The 21,676-nt window shown below is 72.5% G+C and carries 11 protein-coding genes; 2 read left to right on the forward strand and 9 right to left on the reverse strand.

Annotated elements, in window-relative coordinates; all coding sequences use genetic code 11:
* Positions 1 to 212 precede the first annotated feature (212 nt).
* Complete coding sequence (gene aceB / locus OO68_RS03375; RefSeq protein WP_033306582.1) at positions 213 to 1,838, forward strand: malate synthase A; 1,626 nt, start codon at positions 213 to 215, stop codon at positions 1,836 to 1,838.
* A gap of 1 nt (position 1,839) precedes the next feature.
* Here aceB and OO68_RS03380 read toward each other — a convergent pair whose 3' ends face one another.
* From OO68_RS03380 to OO68_RS03390, 3 genes are all read right to left on the reverse strand, one after another.
* Positions 1,840 to 2,127 (reverse strand): Rdx family protein, encoded by a 288-nt coding sequence (locus OO68_RS03380; RefSeq protein ID WP_033306583.1) that lies wholly within the window; start codon positions 2,125 to 2,127, stop codon positions 1,840 to 1,842.
* Entirely contained in the window at positions 2,124 to 3,038 is a 915-nt protein-coding gene (locus OO68_RS03385; RefSeq protein ID WP_033306584.1) for a HipA family kinase, read from the reverse strand. Before OO68_RS03385 ends, OO68_RS03380 begins: the two co-directional genes overlap by 4 nt.
* A gap of 209 nt (positions 3,039 to 3,247) precedes the next feature.
* Positions 3,248 to 3,442 carry a ferredoxin gene (locus OO68_RS03390; protein ID WP_033306585.1) on the reverse strand — a complete coding sequence of 65 codons (195 nt, stop codon included), beginning with the start codon at positions 3,440 to 3,442 and terminating at the stop codon, positions 3,248 to 3,250.
* A gap of 208 nt (positions 3,443 to 3,650) precedes the next feature.
* On the opposite strand from OO68_RS03390, the gene OO68_RS03395 reads away from it, so the two are divergent.
* Positions 3,651 to 4,286: a DUF6875 domain-containing protein gene (locus OO68_RS03395; protein ID WP_033306586.1), complete on the forward strand. Its 636-nt coding sequence runs from the start codon at positions 3,651 to 3,653 to the stop codon at positions 4,284 to 4,286.
* Positions 4,287 to 4,393: 107 nt separating this feature from the next.
* Here the strand turns inward: OO68_RS03395 and OO68_RS03400 are convergent, their stop codons facing one another.
* From OO68_RS03400 to OO68_RS03425, 6 genes are all read right to left on the reverse strand, one after another.
* Entirely contained in the window at positions 4,394 to 4,957 is a 564-nt protein-coding gene (locus tag OO68_RS03400; protein WP_033306587.1) for a hypothetical protein, read from the reverse strand.
* Positions 4,957 to 5,169, reverse strand: coding sequence for an MbtH family protein (locus OO68_RS03405; RefSeq protein ID WP_033306588.1), 213 nt, complete (start codon positions 5,167 to 5,169; stop codon positions 4,957 to 4,959). Before OO68_RS03405 ends, OO68_RS03400 begins: the two co-directional genes overlap by 1 nt.
* 99 nt (positions 5,170 to 5,268) lie before the next feature.
* A complete protein-coding gene (locus OO68_RS03410) occupies positions 5,269 to 6,609 on the reverse strand; it encodes a cation:proton antiporter (RefSeq protein ID WP_078625155.1) in 1,341 nt (446 codons plus the stop codon).
* Positions 6,610 to 6,689: 80 nt separating this feature from the next.
* Complete coding sequence (kynU, locus tag OO68_RS03415; protein WP_051814352.1) at positions 6,690 to 7,982, reverse strand: kynureninase; 1,293 nt, start codon at positions 7,980 to 7,982, stop codon at positions 6,690 to 6,692.
* Positions 7,979 to 8,881: an alpha/beta hydrolase gene (locus OO68_RS03420; protein WP_051814354.1), complete on the reverse strand. Its 903-nt coding sequence runs from the start codon at positions 8,879 to 8,881 to the stop codon at positions 7,979 to 7,981. Before OO68_RS03420 ends, kynU begins: the two co-directional genes overlap by 4 nt.
* Positions 8,878 to 21,675 carry a non-ribosomal peptide synthetase gene (locus tag OO68_RS03425; RefSeq protein WP_051814359.1) on the reverse strand — a complete coding sequence of 4,266 codons (12,798 nt, stop codon included), beginning with the start codon at positions 21,673 to 21,675 and terminating at the stop codon, positions 8,878 to 8,880. The genes OO68_RS03420 and OO68_RS03425 overlap by 4 nt, the downstream gene beginning before the upstream one ends.
* Between the last annotated feature and the right edge of the window lies 1 nt (position 21,676).

Here is a 21,676-nt window from a genome sequence, read left to right on the forward strand (position 1 = left end):
CTGAGAATCTCGACATCAACAGACGATTGAACTTCCACCATGAGGAAACTAGTATCCACTGTTCAGAAGCGCCCGTCTTCCCCCAGCTCTCGGCTTCGCATGAGCCAGGGGCACCCCCATCGCGGGCGCCGAACGCCGTATCCGGGAAGACTGGCACCCGGTGCCAAGCACGCCGGCTCGTCTTCACAGCTCGCTGAAGGAAGTGACCGTTCATGTCCGCTCCAGCGCCGTCCCCGCTGGCCATCGTCGACGCCGAGCCCCTGCCCCGGCAGGAGGAGGTCCTCACCGAAGCGGCGCTCGCCTTCGTGGCCGAGCTGCACCGGCGGTTCACGCCCCGGCGTGACGAGCTCCTCGCCCGCCGCGCCGAGCGCCGCGCCGAGATCGCCCGCACCTCCACCCTCGACTTCCTCCCGGAGACCGCCGCGATCCGCGCCGACGACTCCTGGAAGGTCGCTCCGGCCCCGGACGCACTGAACGACCGCCGGGTCGAGATCACCGGTCCCACCGACCGCAAGATGACCATCAACGCCCTCAACTCGGGCGCCAAGGTATGGCTCGCGGACTTCGAGGACGCCTCCGCGCCCACGTGGGAGAACGTGGTCCTCGGCCAGGTCAACCTGATCGACGCCTACACCCGGAACATCGACTTCACGGACCCGAAGTCGGGCAAGTCCTACGCCCTGAAGGCGAACGAGGAGCTCGCCACGGTCGTCATGCGCCCGCGCGGCTGGCACCTGAACGAGCGTCACCTCGTCGACGCCGACGGCACCCCGGTGCCCGGCGCCCTCGTCGACTTCGGCCTGTACTTCTTCCACAACGCCCAGCGCCTGCTGGACCTCGGCAAGGGCCCGTACTTCTACCTCCCCAAGACGGAGTCCCACCTGGAGACGCGCCTGTGGAACGAGGTGTTCGTCTTCGCGCAGGAGTACTGCGGCATCCCGCAGGGCACGGTCCGCGCGACCGTCCTCATCGAGACGATCACCGCCGCATACGAGATGGAGGAGATCCTCTACGAACTGCGCGACCACGCCTCCGGGCTGAACGCGGGCCGCTGGGACTACCTGTTCTCCATCGTCAAGAACTTCCGTGACGGCGGCGCCAGGTTCGTCCTGCCGGACCGCAACGCGGTGACGATGACGGCCCCGTTCATGCGCGCCTACACCGAACTCCTCGTCCGCACCTGCCACAAGCGCGGCGCGCACGCCATCGGCGGCATGGCGGCCTTCATCCCCTCCCGCCGGGACGCGGAGGTCAACAAGGTCGCCTTCGAGAAGGTCCGCGCCGACAAGGACCGCGAGGCCGGCGACGGCTTCGACGGCTCCTGGGTCGCCCATCCCGACCTGGTGCCGATCGCCATGGAGTCCTTCGACAAGGTCCTCGGCGACAAGCCGAACCAGAAGGACCGGCTGCGGGAGGACGTCGACGTCAAGGCGGCCGACCTCATCGCCGTCGACTCGCTCGACGCCAAGCCCACCTACGCGGGTCTGGTCAACGCCGTGCAGGTCGGCATCCGTTACATCGAGGCCTGGCTGCGCGGCATGGGCGCAGTCGCCATCTTCAACCTGATGGAGGACGCGGCCACCGCCGAGATCTCCCGCTCCCAGATCTGGCAGTGGATCAACGCGGAGGTCGTCCTCGACAACGGCGAGCAGGTCACCGCCGATCTGGCCCGCAAGGTCGCCGCCGGGGAACTCGCGAACATCAAGGCCGAGATCGGCGACGAGGCCTTCGCGGCCGGCAACTGGCAGCAGGCCCACGACCTGCTGCTGACGGTCTCCCTCGACGAGGACTACGCCGACTTCCTGACCCTGCCGGCGTACGAGCAGCTCAAGGGCTGACTCAGCCGGCGGACGGCTTCTCCGAGTGGCCCAGGGACTTCCCCGGGGCCACTCGGTCGCGTACGGCCTGCTTCACGGCCGTCGGCTCCGGGAAGCCCTGCTCGCGCCGGTCCCAGACGACCTCGTCACCGACGCGGACCACGAACACCCCGCCCGTGCCGGGCTTGAGGGCCAGTTCCGTGAGTTCGGCCTCGAAGGTCGTGAGCAGTTCCTGCGCCAGCCAGGCGGCGCGGGGCAGCCAGCGGCACTGGGTGCAGTACTCGATCTCGATCCGCTGGACGTCCGTCATCCGAGGTGCACCGACCAATCCTGCTGAGCCGCGGGCTTGCCGTGCAGGTCGGGTACCTGCTTGAGCCACGCGGGGCGTCCTTGCTGGTTCTTCGCCGCCCGCAGGGCCTCCTCGGCGGCGAGTTCCTCCCGGGTGGGGAAGCCCGTGGGCAGCCACTCGCCCGACGCCTGCACGCGCGCGTGCAGGTACGTCACGTACGCCTCGCGCACCTCGTCCACGGTGGCGAAGCCCGGTTCGCCGGCGAGCCAGGCGTCCGGGACCTCGGCGAGGATGCGCCGCAGCAGTTCCTCGGTGACCCGGGGCGCCAGCTCGGCGTCGGCGGCCCGGACGTCGGGCCCGTAGTGGCCGAGGGCGTGGTGCCGGAAGTCGTAGGCCTTGCGGGGGTCGGCGGCGTCCCAGCGGTGGTGGAAGACCAGGGCGGCGCCGTGGTCGATCAGCCACAGGCGCGGGGGTGCGACCCCGAGGGTGGGCCAGACCATCAGGTTGGAGCTGTGGACCGTGCGGTCGACGTTCACGGTCAGGGCGTCCAGCCAGACGACCTTCCCCGCCTCCAGCGGACCGACGGGGAAGACCCGGGCGAGCTCCGGCGTGAAGTCCCGCGCGCCCGGCAGGTGATCCATGCCGAGGTTGACACCCGCGCTGGCCGCGTGCAGGCCCCGCACCTCCTGGTGCGGCTCGTGGTCCGCGATCGCCGGGTCGAAGTGCACCAGGACCAGCTCGGGGAAGCGCAGCCCGAGGGCACGGGCCAGCTCCCCCACGATCACCTCGGCGACGAGTGCCTTGCGGCCCTGCGCGGAGCCGGTGAACTTCACGACATACGTGCCCAGGTCGTCGGCCTCGACGATTCCGGGGACGGAGCCGCCGGACCGCAAGGGTGCGATGTAGCGGGTCGCGGTGACGTCTCTCAGCATTCCCTCAGGCCACCCCCTTCATTGACCTTGCGATCCACGGTCGTTCTCCAGAGGCTCCCAACAGCGGGAACTGCCTGTCATCAGTGCTTCCGGCCTCCGGCATGAAGTGAGCATAGTAACCGAGGGTGATCGCCGGCGAGGAGTCCCCGAGCCACCGCCTCTGCCCGGCGCCCAGTGACTTCGGCTTCTCCGCGCGGGGTCAGTCCACGTCAGTCCTCGGCGACCGTGATGGCCTGCACGGGGCAGGCCAGTTCGGCCTCACGGACCGATGGGTCCTCCGTACCGTCCGCGCCGTCCGGCAGCACGTAGACGATTCCCATGTCGTCCTGGGCGAACAGGGCGGGGGCGGTCAGCGTGCACTGGCCGCTGCCGATGCAGCCGTTTCGATCGATGCTGATGCGCACGTATGCGGCTCCTCTGATTCTCTGCGAGGGCGGGGTACGAATTCTGCCGTGTCATCAATATCGGCACCGTGCGGTCGACGCTAGTGCCGGAAGTTTCGATCGGGCAAGCTGGTCCGTAACTCACCTCGGGCTAATCCGGCTTGTCCCGCCAGCGGGACAAGCCGCCGATCATTCATGCCCGCCGACGCTGATTGAGAGGCTGCATTTCATGAGTTCCGGTGAAAGTGCCGTCAGTATTGACTCCACGCTCGCCGCCGTCGACTCGTGGCTGACCGAATACATTTCTGCCCGACATCCGGAGATCGGCCGCATCGGCCCCATCTGCCCGTTCGTGGCGCCCTCGCGCAAGAACCGGACGATGGAGATACGGGTGCGGTTCGTCGGTCACTCGCCCACGCTCGAACTCATCGAGGAGATCGCGCGCAGCAGTCTTCGCGAGTACGGGCTGGTCTCCTGGCAGGGGCGCAACCCCATGCTGCGGGCGATGGTCGTCGCCCTGCCCGACCTGGGCTCCGAGGACACGAAGCTGCTCGACGAGGCGCAGCTGCGCGTGAAGGACGAGTTCGTCGCGCAGGGCCTCATGGTGGGACAGTTCCACGAGAACTGTGAGGTCCCGGCGGCCCGCAATCCGGACTTCGCAGTGAGCAGGGCGCCGGTCCCGGTCCTGGCGATCCGCGCGATCGCCCTGCACGACATCTTCTTCCTGGCCGAGCACCGACACTGGTTCGAGAAGTACCGGGAGAAGTTCGGGCAGTTCTACACTCCGCAGGCGATGGAGAACGAGGACCGGTTCCTGGTGAAGCAGTACCGGCGGGCGGCCCAGGCGTACGGCTACCCGACGTAACGCGCGGCAACGCCGAGGCGGCGGGCCCGGTTCGGGGCCCGCCGCCTCGTGTTTCCGCGACCGCGGCGCCAAGGCCCGTCGCTGCCGGTGGAACCGGTCTGCGCCGATCAGGAGGGGGCGGCCCCGGCCGCGATGCGCTCCAGGGCGGTGCGGGCCAGCCGGTGGATCCCGGCCGGGTCGGGAAGGCGCACGTTGATGAACGAGAGGATGTCGCCGCTGACGGCGACCGCCCAGGAGCCCTCGATCCGGTAGCCGTCGGCGGTCGTCACCCACCGGGTGACGAAGGCCTCGCCGGCGCTGTTCTCGAGTGGTTCGACGGCGGCCTTGGTCACGTCGAACTGCATGCCGTCGTTCAGCTGCATGCGGTACCTGTCGCACTTGTGCAGGGCCTCAGCGAACTCCTGGAGGATCCGCTGGGCGCCGTCACCGCGGAACCGCGCGACGTGGTGGAAGACCACCGAGCCGACCACGTTGGTGTAGAGCCCGGCGGCGTGGTCCACCGCCTCCGGGTGGGTGCCGTGTGTGAGCGTGTTGATCAGATCGATGAGGACCCGGCCGGACTCGTCACCGGAGAGGAAGACGGGGTCGTACGCGGCGCTGGGCTCCTCGCCGAAGAACGACTCCTCGAGATCGTCCTCGGTCAGCAGGAACGGCTTCACCGTGTCGCCCATCACGCTTCTCCCATCTGGCGTACGAGGCTGAGCGGGCGCATATCCGTCCATTTCTCCTCGACGTAGTCCAGGCACGATTGCCGGTCGGTCTCCGTGAGGGCCACGGTCCAGCCCGCCGGCACCTCGGCGAAGGCCGGCCACAGCGAATGCTGGCCTTCCTCGTTGACGAGCACGAGAAACGTGCCATCGGGGTCGTCGAAAGGATTGGACATTCTCTGCTCCCTCAGTAGGGCGGCGGACACACGCTTTTCTCTCGCGCATTTCTCTCGCCGAATACTGCGGCGACGGAAATAACGTTGGCAGGACGCCGGTCATTCCTTGATCGGCGCGTGCTCGGAATTCACATTATCCGGCGCCGGGCCGGTGAGGAAGGTTTCTGATCCCTCACCTGTCCGTCCCGCCGGCGGGACAGCCGGGGCGATCTCCGGGGGCACCGGGCGTACGGGGTAGATGAGCTGGAGCAGGGGACCGGCCATCGCCGTGGTGACGAGGGCCATCACGACCATGATGGAGTACAGCTCGCCGTCGAGCGCGCCCAGTTGCAGGCCGACGGTGAGGATGATGAGTTCCGTCAGGCCCCGCGTGTTGATCAGCACGGCGAGCGCGGTCGCCGGGCGGTTCTGCATACCGGTGGCGCGTGCCGCGGCGAAGGCACCGACGAACTTGCCGCCCACAGCGACGGCCAGGATGAGGCCGAGTTCCAGCAGGTCCGTGCCGTTCATGCCGGACAGGTCCACCTTCAGGCCCGCGACGATGAAGAACATCGGCAGCAGCAGGTAGTCGTTGAGGGAGGAGATGCGCTCGCGCACCTGGCCGGTGACGTCCGACGGTCCGCCCCGCGTGGTGCGCCGCGGCATGACCGCGCCGAAGACGAAGGCGCCGAAGATGAAGTGCAGGCCGATCCACTCGGTGAAGGCGGCCGACAGCAGCAGTCCGCCGAGGGGGAGGACCATCGCGGCCGGGTTGCCGGGTCCGGTGAACCGCCGGTGCTCCAGGATGCGGCGCAGCACGGGCCGCACGACGGTGAACATCAGCACGACGTACGGCACGAACAGCAGCAGGAGCCACTGCGAGCCGGTGCCCGCCCCGCTCATCGCCACCACCACCGCCAGCAGGGTCCAGGCCAGGACGTCGTCGATCGCCGCACAGGCCAGCGCGACCGCGCCCAACCAGGTGCGCTGCATGCCGCGGTCGGTGAGGATCCGGGCCAGCACCGGGAACGCGGTCACGGACATCGCGGCACCCATGAACAGCACGAACCCCGTCCGGTCGTCGGTCGGGTGGCCGGCGAACAGGTACAGGGCGAGCAGGGCGCCGAGCAGGAACGGCAGGATGACGGAGCCGACGGCGACGGTGCCCGCCACGAACCGGCGTCCGCGCATCAGGCCCGCGTCCAGCTCCGCGCCGACGGCGAACATGAACAGGGCCACGCCGAGGTTGGCGAGGGCGGTGAGGAAGGGCCGGATGTCCTCGGGGAACAACGCGTCGGAGACGGCGCCGTTCAGCAGGGTCGGCCCCAGCAGGACGCCGAGGAGCACCTCGCCGATGACGGGAGGCTGCCGTAACCGCCGGGCCAGGGCGCCGGCGGCGAAGGCCAGGAGCGAGATCATGGCCAGGGCGAGGAGGAGCGTGGTCATCTGATGGGTACTCATAGCCGTACTGCTCCCGATGACGCGGTTCGTCGATCTGCGGTGGTCAGTCGTCACGCCGTGTGCTGGCGGACGGTGCGGCGTCAGGTGATACGTGCCTTCTCACGCGGCAGCCGGGTGTGCCGGGCGCTCTCCACCAGGCGCCTGGTGCGGTCCAGGGCGTCCCACACGTCGGTGAAACGGGTGTACGCGGGTGAGGGTCCGATGCGCAGGCGGTCCGGCTCCCGGTAGTCGCAGACGACGCCCGCGTCATCGGCGAGGGAACGGCAGATCCGCCAGGCGTCGGGGTGCCACAGGGTGACGTGCGAGCCGCGCCGGTCCGGGTCCTCGGGTGATGCCAGACGGAAGCCGAGCGGTGCGAGCCAGCGGGCCGCGAGATCCACGGCCAGGTCGCCGAGCAGCCGCCCCTTGGCCCGCAACCGGTCGACCCCCGCCTCCTCGACCAGGTCGAGCGCGGGCACGAGCGCGGCGGTGGAGAGCATCGGCGGCGTGCCTGTCAGGAAACGGTCGACCGTCTCGACGGGGTCGAAGTCGGCCGCCATGGCGAACTGGTCACGCTGTCCGAACCAGCCCTGGATCGGTTGCCGCAGCCGCCGCTGGAGCGAGCGGCGCACATAGAGGAAGGCGGGCGAGCCGGGGCCGCCGTTGAGGTACTTGTAGGTGCAGCCGACGGCGAGGTCCGCGCCGTCCTCGGTGAGCCGGACCGGGACCGCCCCGGCGGCGTGCGACAGGTCCCACAGCACCAGTGCCCCGGCCTCCTGGGCCAGGGCGTTGACCGCGGCCATGTCGGCCAGCGCCCCGCTGCGGTAGGCCACGTACGACAGGACGACCAGCGCCACCTGGTCGTCGAGTGCGGCCCGCAGTCGCTCCGGGTCCAGGCCCCGGTCCGGATCGGAGTGCACGAGGCGCAGGTCGAGGCCGCGCTGGCGGGCCAGTCCCTGGGCGACGTACCGGTTGGTGGGGAAGTCGTCGGCGTCCACCACGAGGGCGCGCCGGCCGGGGGCGTGGTCGAGCGCGGCCCAGGCCAGCTTGTACAGGTTGACGGTGGTCGAGTCGGAGAGCACTACCTCGCCCGGGTGGGCGCCGAGGACGTGCTCGGCGAGCCGGTCGCCGATCCGCCGGTTCCAGTCGATCCAGTCGTGCCAGGAGCGGATCAGGCCGCGGCCCCAGCCGTCCCGGATCACGTCGGCGACGAAGTCCGGGGTGTCTGCGGGCAGCCTCCCCAGCGAGTTGCCGTCCAGGTAGAGCAGGTCGGGCTCGGCGTGCACGAACCGGTCGCGCAGGAAGCCGAGCGGGTCCGCCCGGTCGTACCGTTCCGCTTCCTCGCGGGTGCCGTCGAAGCGGCTCACCGGCGAGGGGAGGATGTCGGTCGTCATGCGGTCACCTCCGCGGAGGGGTCGTCGCGGTCGTCCCGGCCGTCGGGGAGCCGCATCTGTGCCAGGACCGCACGGCCGAGCGGCGTCGCTCGGTCCGCGAGGTCGTACGGCAGGTCGAAGTGGTTGCGATGCGCTTCCACGACGTTCGCCGTGAGCGCGCCGCGGCGGCGCAGTGCCTCTGCCATCAGGTCGTGCTGGCGCACGTACTCCTCGGTCTCCACGCCGCCACGGGCCAGGACGACCGGGGGCAGCTCGTCCGGCAGCAGATCGGGCGGGCTGTTGCGGCGGACCGCGTCGGCGTCCAGCCGCAGCGCCTCGTTGACGTAGGAGCGGCTGACCGGTTCGAGGTCGTAGATCCCGCTGAGCAGGGTGACACCGGCGAGCAGCGCGGCCGGCGCGGGTCCGCCCGGCCCGGCCGGGACGAGGGCCATCGCGGCGAGGTGGGCGCCGGCCGAGGTGCCGCTGAGGTGTATGCGGCGCGGGTCGACGCCGAGGTCGTCGGCGTTCTGGTGGATCCAGCGGACACACCGGCGCACGGCGGCCACGATCTCGTCCAGCGGGGTGGCCGGGGCGAGCCCGTAGCCGACGGCGGCGAACGCGGCTCCGGCGCGGCGGAAGGCGAGCGCCGCGAACGCCGAGCTGCGCTCGGTGAGTTCCTGCCAGTTGCCGCCGTGCACGAAGATCTGGACCGGAGCGGGTGCCGGACGCGCGGGCCAGAAGTCGAGCTTCTCGGCGGATCCCGGGCCGTAGCGCAGTCCGGTGCGGACGCCGGAGGCGCGGCGGGCCCGCGCGCTGAGGTCGGCGTACTCGTCGAGGTAGTGCCACAGGCTCGGCACCAGGTGGCTCGGCGAGTACGCGCGGTCCAGCCGGGCCCCGGTCAGGGGTGCGGGCGCGATCATGAGACGCCCGTTCCGCGCAGGGCCGCGGAGAGGAGGGCGCCGACCTGGGTGAGCGAGCCGGGGCGCGACAGCAGGGTGCCGTGGTCGCCGGGGACGACGTGGGTGCGGACCTCTCCGGTGAGGTACGGGCGCCAGGCGGCGGCGGTGGCCTCGGGCTTCTGCTGGTCGGTGGCGGCGAGGAGCAGGATGTCCCCGTCGAACACGGCGGGCCGGTAGTCGATCATCAGGTGGTTGTTGTTGGCGGAGATCGCCGTGATCGCGCGCAGCCGTTCCTCGTCCAGGGCTCCCAGGGCGCTGCCGCGCTCGCGCAGCAGTTTCATGACTTCGTCGAAGACGAACACCTCCGCGTCGAACAGGTCGGGGTCGAGACCGACGAGCCGCATCAGGTACTCCAGGTGGGGGCGCATGTTCCGGTCGTCCAGCGGTGGCACGTCGTCGTGGGTCAGGCCCAGCCAGCCGGGATGGACGTCGACGACGGTCAGCGACTGCACCGTCCGCCCGCGCCGTTGCAGCTCGGTGGCGAGGGCGTGCGCCGCGAGTCCGCCGAACGACCAGCCCAGGACGCGGTACGGCCCCTCGGGGAAGGCGGCCTCCAGGTGGTCCGCGTAGTCGGCGGCCATCTCCTCCATGTCGGCCGGGAGTTCGGCCTCCGGCCGGGCCAGGCCCCGGGCCTGCACCGCGTAGACAGGGACGTCCGGATCGAGATGGCGGATCAGGCCCATGTACGACCAGCCGATGCCGCCGCCGGGGTGCACGCAGAACAGCGGCGGCTCGTTGCCGGTGGCGCGCAGCGGCAGGATGACGTCGTAGCCGCTGTCGGCGTCGTCCATGTCCATCCGGGCGGCGATCCCGGCCGGGGTCGGCGACTCGAACAGGGTGCGCAGGCCGACGTCCACGCCGAACGCCGACGTGATGCGGGCGATGAGCCGGGTGGCGAGCAGGGAGTGCCCGCCGAGTTCGAAGAAGTTGTCGTCGAGCCCGACAGAGGGGACGCCGAGCAGTTCGGCGAAGAGTTCGCACACCACCTGCTCGTGCGGGGTCCGCGGGGCGCGGGCGGCGGCGCCGATGCGCGGGTCGTGCCGGGGCAGGGCGGCCCGGTCGAGCTTCCCGTTCGGAGTCAGCGGCAGCGCCTCCAGGGGGACGAACATCGACGGGACCATGAAGACGGGCAGCCGCTCCCTCGCGAACTCGCGCAGTGACGCCACCAGGGCGGCGTCACCGCGGGCCGCGGTCGGGTCGTTGGTGAAGCGCGCCGCCGGCTCCGGTGCACCGGGCGCGGGCGGTGCGGAACCGAGCACGGCCGGCAGCGGATCCGGGGCGTCGGGCAGGGCGTCGGCGTCGGCGAAGACCACGTCGACCCGGTCTCGGGCGGTGTCCGACCAGGTGACGGCGACCCGGTACGACAGCCGCTCCCCCAGCTCGTACCAGTCGTCGACGCCGACGTCGGCGTCGGGGGCGGGTGACAGCTCGCCTGTGCGCAGGGCTCCCGCGAGGGCCACGTCAGCGGCGACCCGGGGGTTGGGCACGTCCTTGACGACCAGGGCCGCGGGCCGGGTGGACGCAAGCCGCTCCTCCACCGCGGACCGCCCGGTCCCAGCCGTCCACTCCACGGTCTGCGGGGCGAGGTCCGGGCCGGGGTGGCCGCCCCGCTTGCGCAGGACCACGTCGTAGCGGAAGCGGGTGAGTTCGGTGTCGTGCCGGCCGCGCTTGAGACGTACGGACACCGCGCCCAGGTCCGGGAGCCGGTCCCGCAGGGCCGTGAAGTAGTCCGGGTCGACGAGGAGTTCGTTCTCCAGCCGGGTGGTCTGGGTGACGGCGTCGCGCAGCGCGGGCAGGTCGTGGGTGCCCGTCCGGGCGGCCTGGACCCCGGCGGCGAATGCGTCGAGCAACCGCAGGTTGCGCACGTCACCGACGAAGACGGAGCCGCCGGGGGCGAGCAGCCGCAGGGCCGTGGCGAGGACGTCGGTCAGGTAGTCGGCGTTCGGGAAGTACTGCACCACCGAGTTGACGACGACGACGTCGAAGTGCTCCTCGGGCAGGCCGGCGAGTTCGTGCGCGGCCTGGGTCCGCAGGTGGACGCGGCCGGCCAGGGCGGGATCGGCCGCCACCCGGCGCCGCAACGCCTCCACGACCGTCGGCGAGAAGTCGGTGGCCACGTACTCCTGGGCGTCGGGGGCCAGGCGGGCGAGCAGCAGGCCCGTGCCGACACCGATCTCCAGGACCCGGCCGGGGTTCAGCTCGCGGATGCGTTCGACGGTGCGCTCGCGCCACTCGCGCATGGCGTGGCCGGCGATGGGCTGTCCGTCGTAGCTGCTGACCCAGCCGGTGAAGTCCTCGCCGAGGGCCATGTCTCGCTCATCCCGCTCAGATCCGTACAGGGAGTCGTGGACCTGAAGCCACTCGCCGACCTGTTCGGTCTCCGTCTGCCGGTTCCGTTCGGCGGTGCCTGGTACGACGTAGGCGACCAGCTGCGCCTCTTCGGCGAGGTCGCGGCGCAGCACCGCCGCGGCCTGCGTGACGCCGGGGTGGTCGAGCAGAACGGCCTCGACCTCGCCCGGCTCGATGCGGAAGCCGCGGAGCTTGACCTGCTGGTCGACGCGGCCGGCGTACTCCAAGACGTGGTCGGGGGTCCAGCGGGCGAGGTCGCCGGTGCGGTACATGCGCAGCCCGGGCGGCCCGAAGGGGCAGGCGACGAACCGTTCGGCGGTCGGCGCGGGGCGCTCCAAATAGCCGCGGGCGACGCCGGTCCCGGCCAGGTACAGCTCGCCGACCACGCCCGGCGGGACGGGCCGCAGCGCGGCGTCGAGCACATAGGTGCCCATGTTCGCCATCGGCCGTCCGATCGGCACCGAGGTGCCGAGTGCGGCGGCGTCGGCGGCGGGCACGGGGTGGTAGCTGGCGAAGGTGGTCGCCTCGGTGGGGCCGTAGCCGTCGACCACCAGCAGCCGCGGATGGGCCTGTAGCAGGCGCCGCACGGAGGCGACGGACACCGGTTCGCCGCCGGCCCACACCTGCTCGACGCCGGCGAAGCAGCCCGGCTCCAGGTCGGCCATCAGGTTGAACAGGGAGCTGGTCAGCCACAGCGAGGTGATCCGCCGCCGCGTGATGACGTCGGCGAGAGTGTGGGCGTCGAGTTCGCCGGGCGGCGCCAGCTCGATGCGGCCGCCGGTGAGCAGCGGCACCCACAGTTCGTAGGTCGACAGGTCGAAGGCGAGCGGTGAGTGCAGCAGCACCCGGCGCTGGGCGCCACCGTGCCAGCAGGGGTCGGCGACGAAGTCGGCGATGTTGCGGTGGGTGACGACCACGCCCTTGGGGCGGCCTGTCGATCCGGAGGTGTACATGATGTACGCCGCGTCGTCGCCGTCCGTCTCCGCCAGGGGCGGTGTGGGCGGCGTGCGGTGGTCCGGCCGCGGGTCGACCACGAGCAGCGGTGTCCCGAAGTCGTCCAGGCCCGCCTGGGAGGCGGGGTCCGTCAGGAGCAGCACGCTGCCGGTCTCCGCCAGGACGAGACGCTGGCGGGAGGCAGGGTAGCGGGAGTCGAGCGGGACGTAGGCCGCCCCCGCGCGCAGCACCGCGAGGATGGCGGCGACCAGGGCGGGCGAGCGCTGCATGAGCAGGGCGACCGCGCTGCCCCGGGTGACGCCCCGTGCGGCCAGGACCGCGGCCAGACGCGTGGACCAGGCGTCGAGTTCGGCGTAGGTGAGGGCGGTGTCGTCGTCGGCCACCGCGACGGCGTCCGGGGTGGCCGCGGCCTGGGCGGCGAAGAGGTCGGGGAGTCCGGCCGAGCGGGTGGGCAGGGCGGGCCCGGACGCGGCGGCGAGCATCTCGTGCCGTTCGTGCGCGGCCAGCAGGTCCAGCCCGCTGACCCGCCTGCCCGGCCCGGCCACCGCCGACTCCAGCAGCCGCACCCACCGGGCGAAGAGGTCGCGCACGGTCGCGGGGTCGTAGAGGTCGTCCGCGAATTCGACGACACCGGCGATGCCGTCGGCCACGCCCTGCGCACCGCGTTGCTCGGCGAGGCTGAAGAACAGGTCGAACTTGGCGGTGCCGGTGCGTCCGTGGGCGATCTCCACGTTGAGGCCGGGGAGCTGGAAGCTGCCCTCGGAGGCGTTCTGGAGGGCGAACATCACGCCGAAGAACGGGTGCCGGCCCAGTGAGCGCGGCGGGTTCAGCTTCTCCACCAGGTACTCGAACGGCACGTCCTGGTGCGCGTAGGCGGCCAGCGCGGTCTCCCGGACCCGGGCCACCAGCTCCTCGAAGGTGGGGTCGTCGGACAGGTCGGTGCGCAGCACCAGCGTGTTGACGAAGAAGCCGATCAGCTCGTCCAGGGTCTGGTCGGTGCGTCCGGCGATCGGGCTGCCGGTGACGATGTCGGTGCCCGCGCCGAGCCGGTGCAGCAGGGCGGACAGGCCCGCCTGGAGCACCATGAACAGGGTCGCGCCGGTCTGCCGGGCGAGGTCGGCCAGCCGCTCGTGGAGCGCGGCCGGGATCTGTACGGTGACGTAGTCGCCCCGGTAGGAGGCCACCGGCGGCCGGGGGCGGTCCGTGGGCAGCTCCAGTGCCGCCGGGGCACCGGCCAGCTGGCGTGTCCAGTAGGCGAGCTGGCGGGCGAGCAGGCTGTCGGCGTCGTCGTGGTCGCCGAGCAGCTCGTTCTGCCACAGCGTGTAGTCGGCGTACTGGACCGGCAGTTGCGCCCAGTCGGGTTCCGCCCCGGCGGTACGGGCGGCGTAGGCGCGGGCCAAGTCTCCGGCGAGGGGGCCGAGGGACCAGCCGTCCCCGGCGATGTGATGCAGCACCAGGAGCAGGACGTGCTCGTCGGGGGCGAGGCGGAACAGGTCGGCGCGCACCGGGGGCTCCGTGGCGAGGTCGAACGGGTAGCGCGCGGCCCGCTCCAGCGCGGTCGGCAGTTCCCGCTCGGTGACGGCCCGCTCGTGCAGCACCAGCTTCGCCGACTCGGGGGCGAGGATCATCTGACGGGGCACTCCCCCGTCGTCCGGGAAAACCGTGCGCAGGCTCTCATGGCGGGCGACGACGTCGGTCAGCGCGGTCTGGAGGGCCTGGTGGTCCAGCGTGCCGGTCAGCCTGAGACCGAGGGGGATGTTGTACATCCCGCCCAGTCCTTCCATCTGGTGCAGGAACCACAGGCGGCGCTGGGCGTACGACAGCGGCAGCACCGCCGGGCGTGGCCGGCGTTCGAGGGCGGGGCGGGCCGTGCCGCCCTCGTCGAGCCGGGCGGCCACCCCGGCTGGGGTGGAGGCCTCGAACAGCAATCGCAGCGGCAGTTCGACGCCGAACATGGCGCGCAGCCGGGCGATGAGCTGGGTGGCGAGCAGCGAGTGGCCCCCGAGGTCGAAGAAGCCGTCGTGCACCCCGACCCGCGCGAGGCCGAGTACCTGGGCGAACAGGTCGCACACGATGTGCTCCTGCGGGGTGCGCGCCTCGCGCGAGGAACCGCTGACGACGATGTCCGGTGCGGGCAGCGCCGTGCGGTCCAGCTTGCGGTTGGGGGTCAGCGGCAGGGCGTTCAGCGGGACGAACGCCGACGGCACCATGTAGTCGGGAAGCCGTTCGCGCAGGTGCTCGCGCAGCCGGGCGATGAGGGCACCGGTGTCGCGTGCGGTCAGCGGACTGTTGGTGAACGACGACAGGCCGGCCCGGGAGGACGGGGAGACGGCCGGCCGGTAGAGGCCGGCCGGCGGCCCGGAGTCCGGGTGCGCGGCGGGGACGGCCGCGGGATCGGCGAAGACGGCCTCCAGGGCGTACGGGTCGGATGCCGACCAGGTGACCCACGCCCGGTAGCCGTGGGCGGCCGCCAGGTCGTACAGGTCCTCCGGTTCGACGCCGTCGCCGGCCGGTGCGGCGGGCGGCCGGGTGCCGTCCCGCACCGCCTGCGCGAGGGCCGCCTCGGCGGCGATACGTCCGTTCGGGATGCCGGTGACGCGCACGGCCTCGGGATGTTCGCCGGTGAGCAGCGCGGCCAGCCCGGCCGTACCGTCGGCGGGCCAGGGCCGCTGTGCGGTCTCCGTGATCCGGTGGGCCGGGGCGCCCTGCTTGCGCAGGACGACGTCGTACCGGTAGCGCGTCATCTCGTTGTGCGCCCGGCCCCGCTTGACCTGGACGGTGTGCGCGGTCAGTGCGGGCATCCGGTGCTGGAGCACGGTGAAGAAGCCGGGGTCGACCAGGAGTTCCTTCTCCAGGATCACACCGTGCTCGACGGCCCGGCGCAGTTCGTCGGGGTTGTCGCCGGTGCGCCCGCGGGCGGCCTGCACACCGGTGACGAAGGTGCGTTGCAGGCGCAGGTCGCGTACGTCGCCGAGGAAGACGGCGCCGCCCGGTGCGAGCAGCCGCAGCGCGCCCCCGATCACCCGTTCGAGGTAGTCGGCGTGCGGGAAGTACTGGATCACCGAGTTGAGGACGACGACGTCGAAGTGCTCCTCGGGAAGGCAGTCGATGTCGTGCGCCGGGCGCACCAGCAGACGGACCCGCTCGGCGAGTTCCGGGTCGGCGGCCACATGGCCGCGCAGGGTCCCGATCACCGACGGGGAGATGTCCGTGCCCCAGTAGGTCTCGCAGTCGGCGGCGAGCCGGGACAGCAGCAGGCCGGTGCCGACGCCGATCTCCAGAACGCGCCGGGGCCGCAGTTCGCGGATGCGTTCCACCGTGCGGTCGCGCCACTCGCGCATCTCGTCGAGCGGCAGGGGCCGGCCGTCGTAGCTGCTGTTCCAGCTGGCGAAGTCCTCGCCGAAGGGGACCGGGTCGGAGGCGGCGTAGACCGTGTCGTAGAGGTCGCGCCAGGCGTCGAGCTGGTCGTGCTCCCGGTCACGGCCGGTGTCCGGCGAGGCGCCGCCGGCGTCCGGCACGACGTAGGCCACCAGGCGCCGGTCACCCGGCCGATCCTCGCGGACGACGGCCGCCGCCTGCGCAACCTCCGGGTGGGCGACGAGCATCGACTCGACCTCGCCCAGTTCGATGCGGAAGCCGCGGAGCTTGACCTGGTGGTCGACCCGGCCCGCGAACTCCAGGTGGCCGTCGGCGGTCCAGCGGACCAGGTCGCCGGTGCGGTACATGCGGGTTCCGGCGGGGCCGTGGGGGTCCGCGGTGAAGCGTCCGGCTGTCAGGGACGGCCTGCCGAGGTAGCCGCGGGCCAGTCCGTCGCCGGCGAGGTACAGCTCGCCGAGCGTGCCGGGGGGCACCGGGCGCAGTGACGCGTCCAGCACATAGACGCGGGTGTTGCGGATCGGCCGGCCGATGACGGTGTCGGTGCGGCCGGACAGGGCGGCGGCCGTGGACCAGATCGTCGTCTCGGTCGGGCCGTAGACGTTGAGCACCTCGCAGCCGGTCTCGCGCAGGCGGGCGGCGAGCGGCGGGGGCAGCGCCTCGCCGCCGACGAGCATGCGCAGTCCGCGCAGCGCCTCGAGGTCGTGCGCGGCGACCATCTGCCACCAGGACGGGGTCGCCTGGACGACGGTCACCCCGGTCCGCCGGATCAGTTCGAGGAGGGCGGCGGGCCGGGCGACCGTCTCCTCGGCCGCGAGCACCACTCGTGCCCCGCCGGTCAGCGGCAGGAAGATCTCCAGAGCGGCGATGTCGAAGGCGATCGTCGTCACCGCGAGCAGCGCGTCCTCGGGGCCCGTCGGCACCAGGTCGCGCATGCCGAGCAGGAGGTTGGTCAGCGCGCCGTGCTCCACGACAACGCCCTTGGGGCGGCCGGTGGACCCGGAGGTGAAGATGACGTACGCCGCGTCCCGGGGTCCGGGCCGTACGTCTGGGGTCTCGTCGGGCCCCTCGGCGACGGCGGCCCGCACCCGCGGGTCGTCGAGGGCCAGCGAGGTCCCGCCGTCGTCGGGCAGATCCGCCAGGGTCGCCTTGGTACCCACGACCAGCGCGGGGCGCGCCTCCCGCAGGATCAGCGCGGTCCGTGCGGCCGGGTGGGCCGGGTCGAGGGGGACGTGGGCGGCCCCGGTCCTGGCGATCGCCAGCAGCGCGACGACCAGGTCGGCCGAGCGCGGCAGCGCGACGGCGACCAGCCGGCCCGGCCCGGCGCCGTGCCGGGCGAGCACCCGGGCCAGCCGCTTCGACCGCTCGTGCAGCGCGCCGTAGGTCAGTTCCGCGTCGTCGGCGACGACCGCCACGGCGTGCGGCGTCCGTTCGGCCTGCCGGTCGAACAGCTGGGTGTACGGCGGTTGTTCGCCCTCGGCTCGGGTCGCGTTGCGGTCGTGGAGCAGCGTGCGCCGCTCGGCCGCGTCGAGCACGTCGATCTGGCCGAGCCGCTGCGAGGGGTCGGCGGTGGCCTGGGTGAGGAGTCGGGTCCACCGGCGGAACAGGCCGCGCACGGTGTCCGGGTCGTACAGGTCGGTGGCGTACTCGACGGCGCCCTCGATGCCGGACGGCGCACCGGTGGCGTCCCGGTGCTCGGCCATGCTGAAGAACAGGTCGAACTTGGCGGTGCCGGTCCGGCCCGACGACACCTCGACCTCCAGACCGGGCAGCCGGAAGCTGGCCTCGGGCGCGTTCTGGAGGGCGAACATCACCTGGAACAGGGGGTGGCGGCCCAGGGAGCGGGGCGGGTTCAGCACCTCCACCAGGTACTCGAACGGCACGTCCTGGTGGGCGTAGGCGTCCAGGGCGGTGTCGCGGACCCGGCGGACGAGTTCCTCGAAGGTCGGCTCGCCGGAGGTGTCGGTGCGCAGGACCAGGGTGTTGACGAAGAAGCCCGCCAGGTCGTCGAGCGCCTGGTCGGCGCGGCCGGCGATCGGGCTGCCGATCGGGATGTCGTGGCCCGCGCCGAGCCGGGAGAGCAGGGCCGCCAGGCCCGCCTGGAGCACCATGAAGACAGTGGCGCCGCAGCGCCGGGCCAGCGCGTCCAGCGCGCGGTGCAGGTCGGCGTCCCACTCCACCGTCAGGTAGTCGCCCCGGAAGGAGGCCACGTCGGGGCGCGGCCGGTCGGTGGGCAGCGCCAGCTCGTCGGGCAGCCCGGACAGCCGGCCGGTCCAGTGGGAAACCTGCTGGGCGAGGAGGCTCCCGGGGTCGCGCTGCTCGCCGAGGATCTCGTTCTGCCACAGCGTGTAGTCGGCGTACTGGACCGGCAGTTCGTCCCAGTCGGGCGCCGCACCGGCGGTGCGGGCGGCGTAGGCGCGGGCCAGGTCGGTGGCGACCGGGGCGAGCGACCAGCCGTCCCCGGCGATGTGGTGGACCACCAGCTGGAGCACGTGGTCGCGCGGTCCGGTCCGGAACAGGTGGGCCCGCAGCGGCGGTTCGGTCATCAGGTCGATGGCGCAGCGGGCGCCGCGGCGCAGCGCCTCGGGCAGTTCGTCATCGCCGACGGCCGTCGTGACCAGCCGGGGTGCCGCCTCGTGCGGCGGCAGAATCCGCTGGCAGGGGACGCCACCTGCCTCCGGGAACACGGTCCGCAGGCTCTCGTGCCGGGTCACCAGGTCGCCGAGCGCCTGCTCCAGGGCCGCCTGGTCGAGGTCCCCGGTCAGACGCAGCTGCATCGGGATGTTGTAGGTGGGGCTGGGTCCTTCCATCTTGTGCAGGAACCACAGCCGGCGCTGAGCGTAGGACAGCGGCAGCGCCTCGGGGCGCGGGCGGCGCGCGAGCGCGGGCCGGGCCGGGCCCGCCGTGCCGAGCAGGGCGGCGACCGCCTCGGGGGTGGACGACTCGAACAGGTCGCGCAGGCCCAGTTCCACATCGAAGGTGTGGCGCAGGCGGGCGGCCAGCCGGGTGGCGGTCAGCGAGTGCCCACCGAGGTCGAAGAAGCTCTCGGTCACGCCGACCCGGGGCAGTCCGAGGACCTGGGCGAACAGCTCGCAGACGATCTGCTCCTGCGGTGTGCGCCCGGACCGCGCCAGGGCGGCGGTCCGCTCGGGCGCGGGCAGGGCGGCGCGGTCGAGCTTGCCGTTGGGGGTCAGCGGCAGCGCGTCCAGCAGCACGAACGCCGACGGCACCATGAACTCCGGGAGCTGGTCCTGCGTGAGGCGGCGCAGCTCCTCCACCGGCACGGCGGCTCCGGGGGCCGGTACGACGTAACCGACGAGGCGCTGGTGGCCGCCGTCCGTGCGGGGCACGACGGCCACTCCGCCGACGCCAGGATGGCGGGCGAGGACCGCCTCGATCTCGCCCGGCTCGACCCGGAAGCCGCGGATCTTGACCTGGTGGTCCGCGCGGCCCAGATACTCCAGCTCGCCCTGCCCCGTCCACCGGGCGAGGTCACCCGTGCGGTACATGCGCGTCCCCGGCTCGCCGAACGGGTCGGCGACGAACCGCCCGGCCGTCATGCCCGGACGGCACAGATATCCGCGGGCCGGGGCCGCGCCGCCGAGGTACAGCTCGCCCGGTACGCCGGGCGGGGCCGGCAGCAGGTCGGCGGTCAGGACGTAGCACCGTGTGTGCGTGACCGGGCGGCCGAGCGGGGGTGCCGTCGGCCAGTCGGCGGGTTCGGCGGGCAGCGTCGTACCGGTGACGACGTGGGTCTCGGTGGGCCCGTAGTGGTTGTGCAGGCGGCGGCCGGGGACGCGGGCGAAGAACGCCCGCAGCGCGTCCGACGGGGTCAGCGCCTCTCCGGCCTGGGCCACGTGGCGCAGCTTCGGCAGGTCCAGGCGCTGCTCCAGGGCGGCTTGGGCGACCGCGTCGAGGACGAGGTTCGGCGCGTACAGCTCGGTGATCTCCATGGCGTCGAGCCAGGCGGCCAGGCGCGCGGCGTCCCGCCGCGTCTCGTCGTCCGGCACCACCAGCGTCTTCCCGGCGAGCAGGGCCGACAGGATCTCCTGGGCGGACACGTCGAAGCCGATCGCGGTGAACTGCGCGACCCGGGTGCCCACTCCTCCCCCGATACGGCGGTGGTGCCAGCGCATCAGGTTCATCAGGGGCGTCCCGGGCATGACGACGGCCTTCGGCGTCCCCGTGGAGCCCGAGGTGTACATGACGTAGACCGGGTGGTCCGCGGTCAGCGGGGCGGTGCGGTCGGCGGTGGACAGGTTGCCGGGCGCCCGGGCGGCGACGCGTGCGCGGATGTCCGGGGCGTCGAGGAGGAGCTGCGGCAAGCCCGTGGGCAGGTCGTCGGCGAGGCGGGTGTGGGTGAGCACCAGGTGTGGAACGGCGTCACTCAGGAGGAACTCCCTGCGTGAGGCCGGGAGTTCGGGGTCGACCGGCAGGTAGGCGGCGCCCGCCTTGAGCACGGCCAGCACCGCGGTCACCAGCTCCGGGGAGCGGGGCAGGACGAGCGCGACGACGGTCTCCGGGCCGACGCCGTGGGCGACGAGTTCGCGGGCCAGCCGGTTGGCCGAGGCGTTCAGCCCTGCGTAGCTGAGCTGGTGCCCGTCGCCGGTCACCGCGACGGCCTGCGGGTGGGCGGCTGCCTGCCGTTCGAACTGCTCGGGGAGCTGGCGCGCGAGGCCCTCCGGCCGGCCGGTACCGTCCGGTGCGCCCTCCTCCGCCTCGCCTGGAGCGTTCCACCGGTCGAGGACGAGCCGCCGCTCGGAGCCGAGCAGCCCGTCGACCGCGCGGACCGGGCGGTCGGGGTGGTCGGCGAGGGTGCGCAGCACCTGGTGCAGCCGGTCCATCAGCGTCTGTGCGGCCGTCCGGTCGACCGCGTCGGCGCGGTGGTCGAGGCGCAGGTACAGCCGTTCGCCCGGGGCGGCGAGGAGGGTGAGCGGGTAGTGGGTGGCGTCGCGGCTCGCGCCGAGGGCCAGCCGGAACCGGACGTCGCCCGCGTCGACGGCCCGGTCGGCGAAGGGGTAGTTCTCGAACACCACGGCGGTGTCGAAGAGGTCGGCGACCGGTGCCTCGCGCTGGATGCCGGTCAGTCCGAGGTGGTGGTGGTCGGCGAGCGCGGATTGCTCGGCCTGCAACCGGATCAGCAGGTCGCGCAGCGACTCGTCCGGCGCCCACCGCACCCGTACGGGGAGCATCGCGATGAACAGACCGACCATCGACTCGACCCCGGGCAGATGGGCGGGCCGGCCGGAGGCGATCGCGCCGAAGGCGACATCCTGACGGCCGGTCGCCCGGGCCAGCACCAGGCCCCAGGCGGCCTGCACGACGGTGTTGAGGGTGACGCCGAGGCCGCGGGCGGTGTCCTCCAGGGTGGCGGTGAGCCTGGGGTCGGCGGGCTGGACGATGCGGTCCGGGAGCAGCGGGGAGCGGGGGTCGGCCGCGGAGATCCGGGTCGCCGTCTCGATCCCGGCGAGCGCCGCCCGCCACGCCCGCTCGGCGGCTTTCCGGTCCTGGCGTCCCAGCCAGTCCAGGTACTCCTTGTACGGCGTGACGGGCGGCAGGGTGCGCGGGTCGCCGCCGTCGCCGTACAGCGTGAACAGCTCGCGCAGCAGAACCGGGGTGGACCAGCCGTCGAGAACGATGTGGTGGCTGGTGACGACGAGGCGGTGGTGCGCGGGGCCGTATCGCAGCAGGTGGAAGCGGATCAGCGGCGGCTTCGACAGGTCGAACCGCTCGGCGAGGTCCGCCGCCGCCAGACGCTCGCCCTCCGCCTCCGCTTGCGCAGCCGGCAGGCCGCCCAGGTCGGACTCGGTCCACGGCAGCGGCACGGTACGCGCCACGACCTGGAGCGAGCGGCCCGAGCGGGCCCGGCGGAAACCGGTGCGCAGGACGGCGTGCCGGTCGATCAGGGCCCCGGTGCAACCGCGCAGCAGCGAGGCGTCGAGGGGGCCCTCGACCTCGATCGTGTGCTGCACGGCGTACACGTCCGGTCCGGACCGGTCGTACTCGGTCTGGAACAGCAGCCCTTCCTGCATCGGGCTGAGCGGCAGGATGTCTTCCAGGCGGGACGGCTTCACCATG

The organism is Streptomyces iakyrus (genome assembly GCF_000717055.1).
Taxonomy (GTDB): Bacteria; Actinomycetota; Actinomycetes; order Streptomycetales; family Streptomycetaceae; genus Streptomyces; species Streptomyces iakyrus.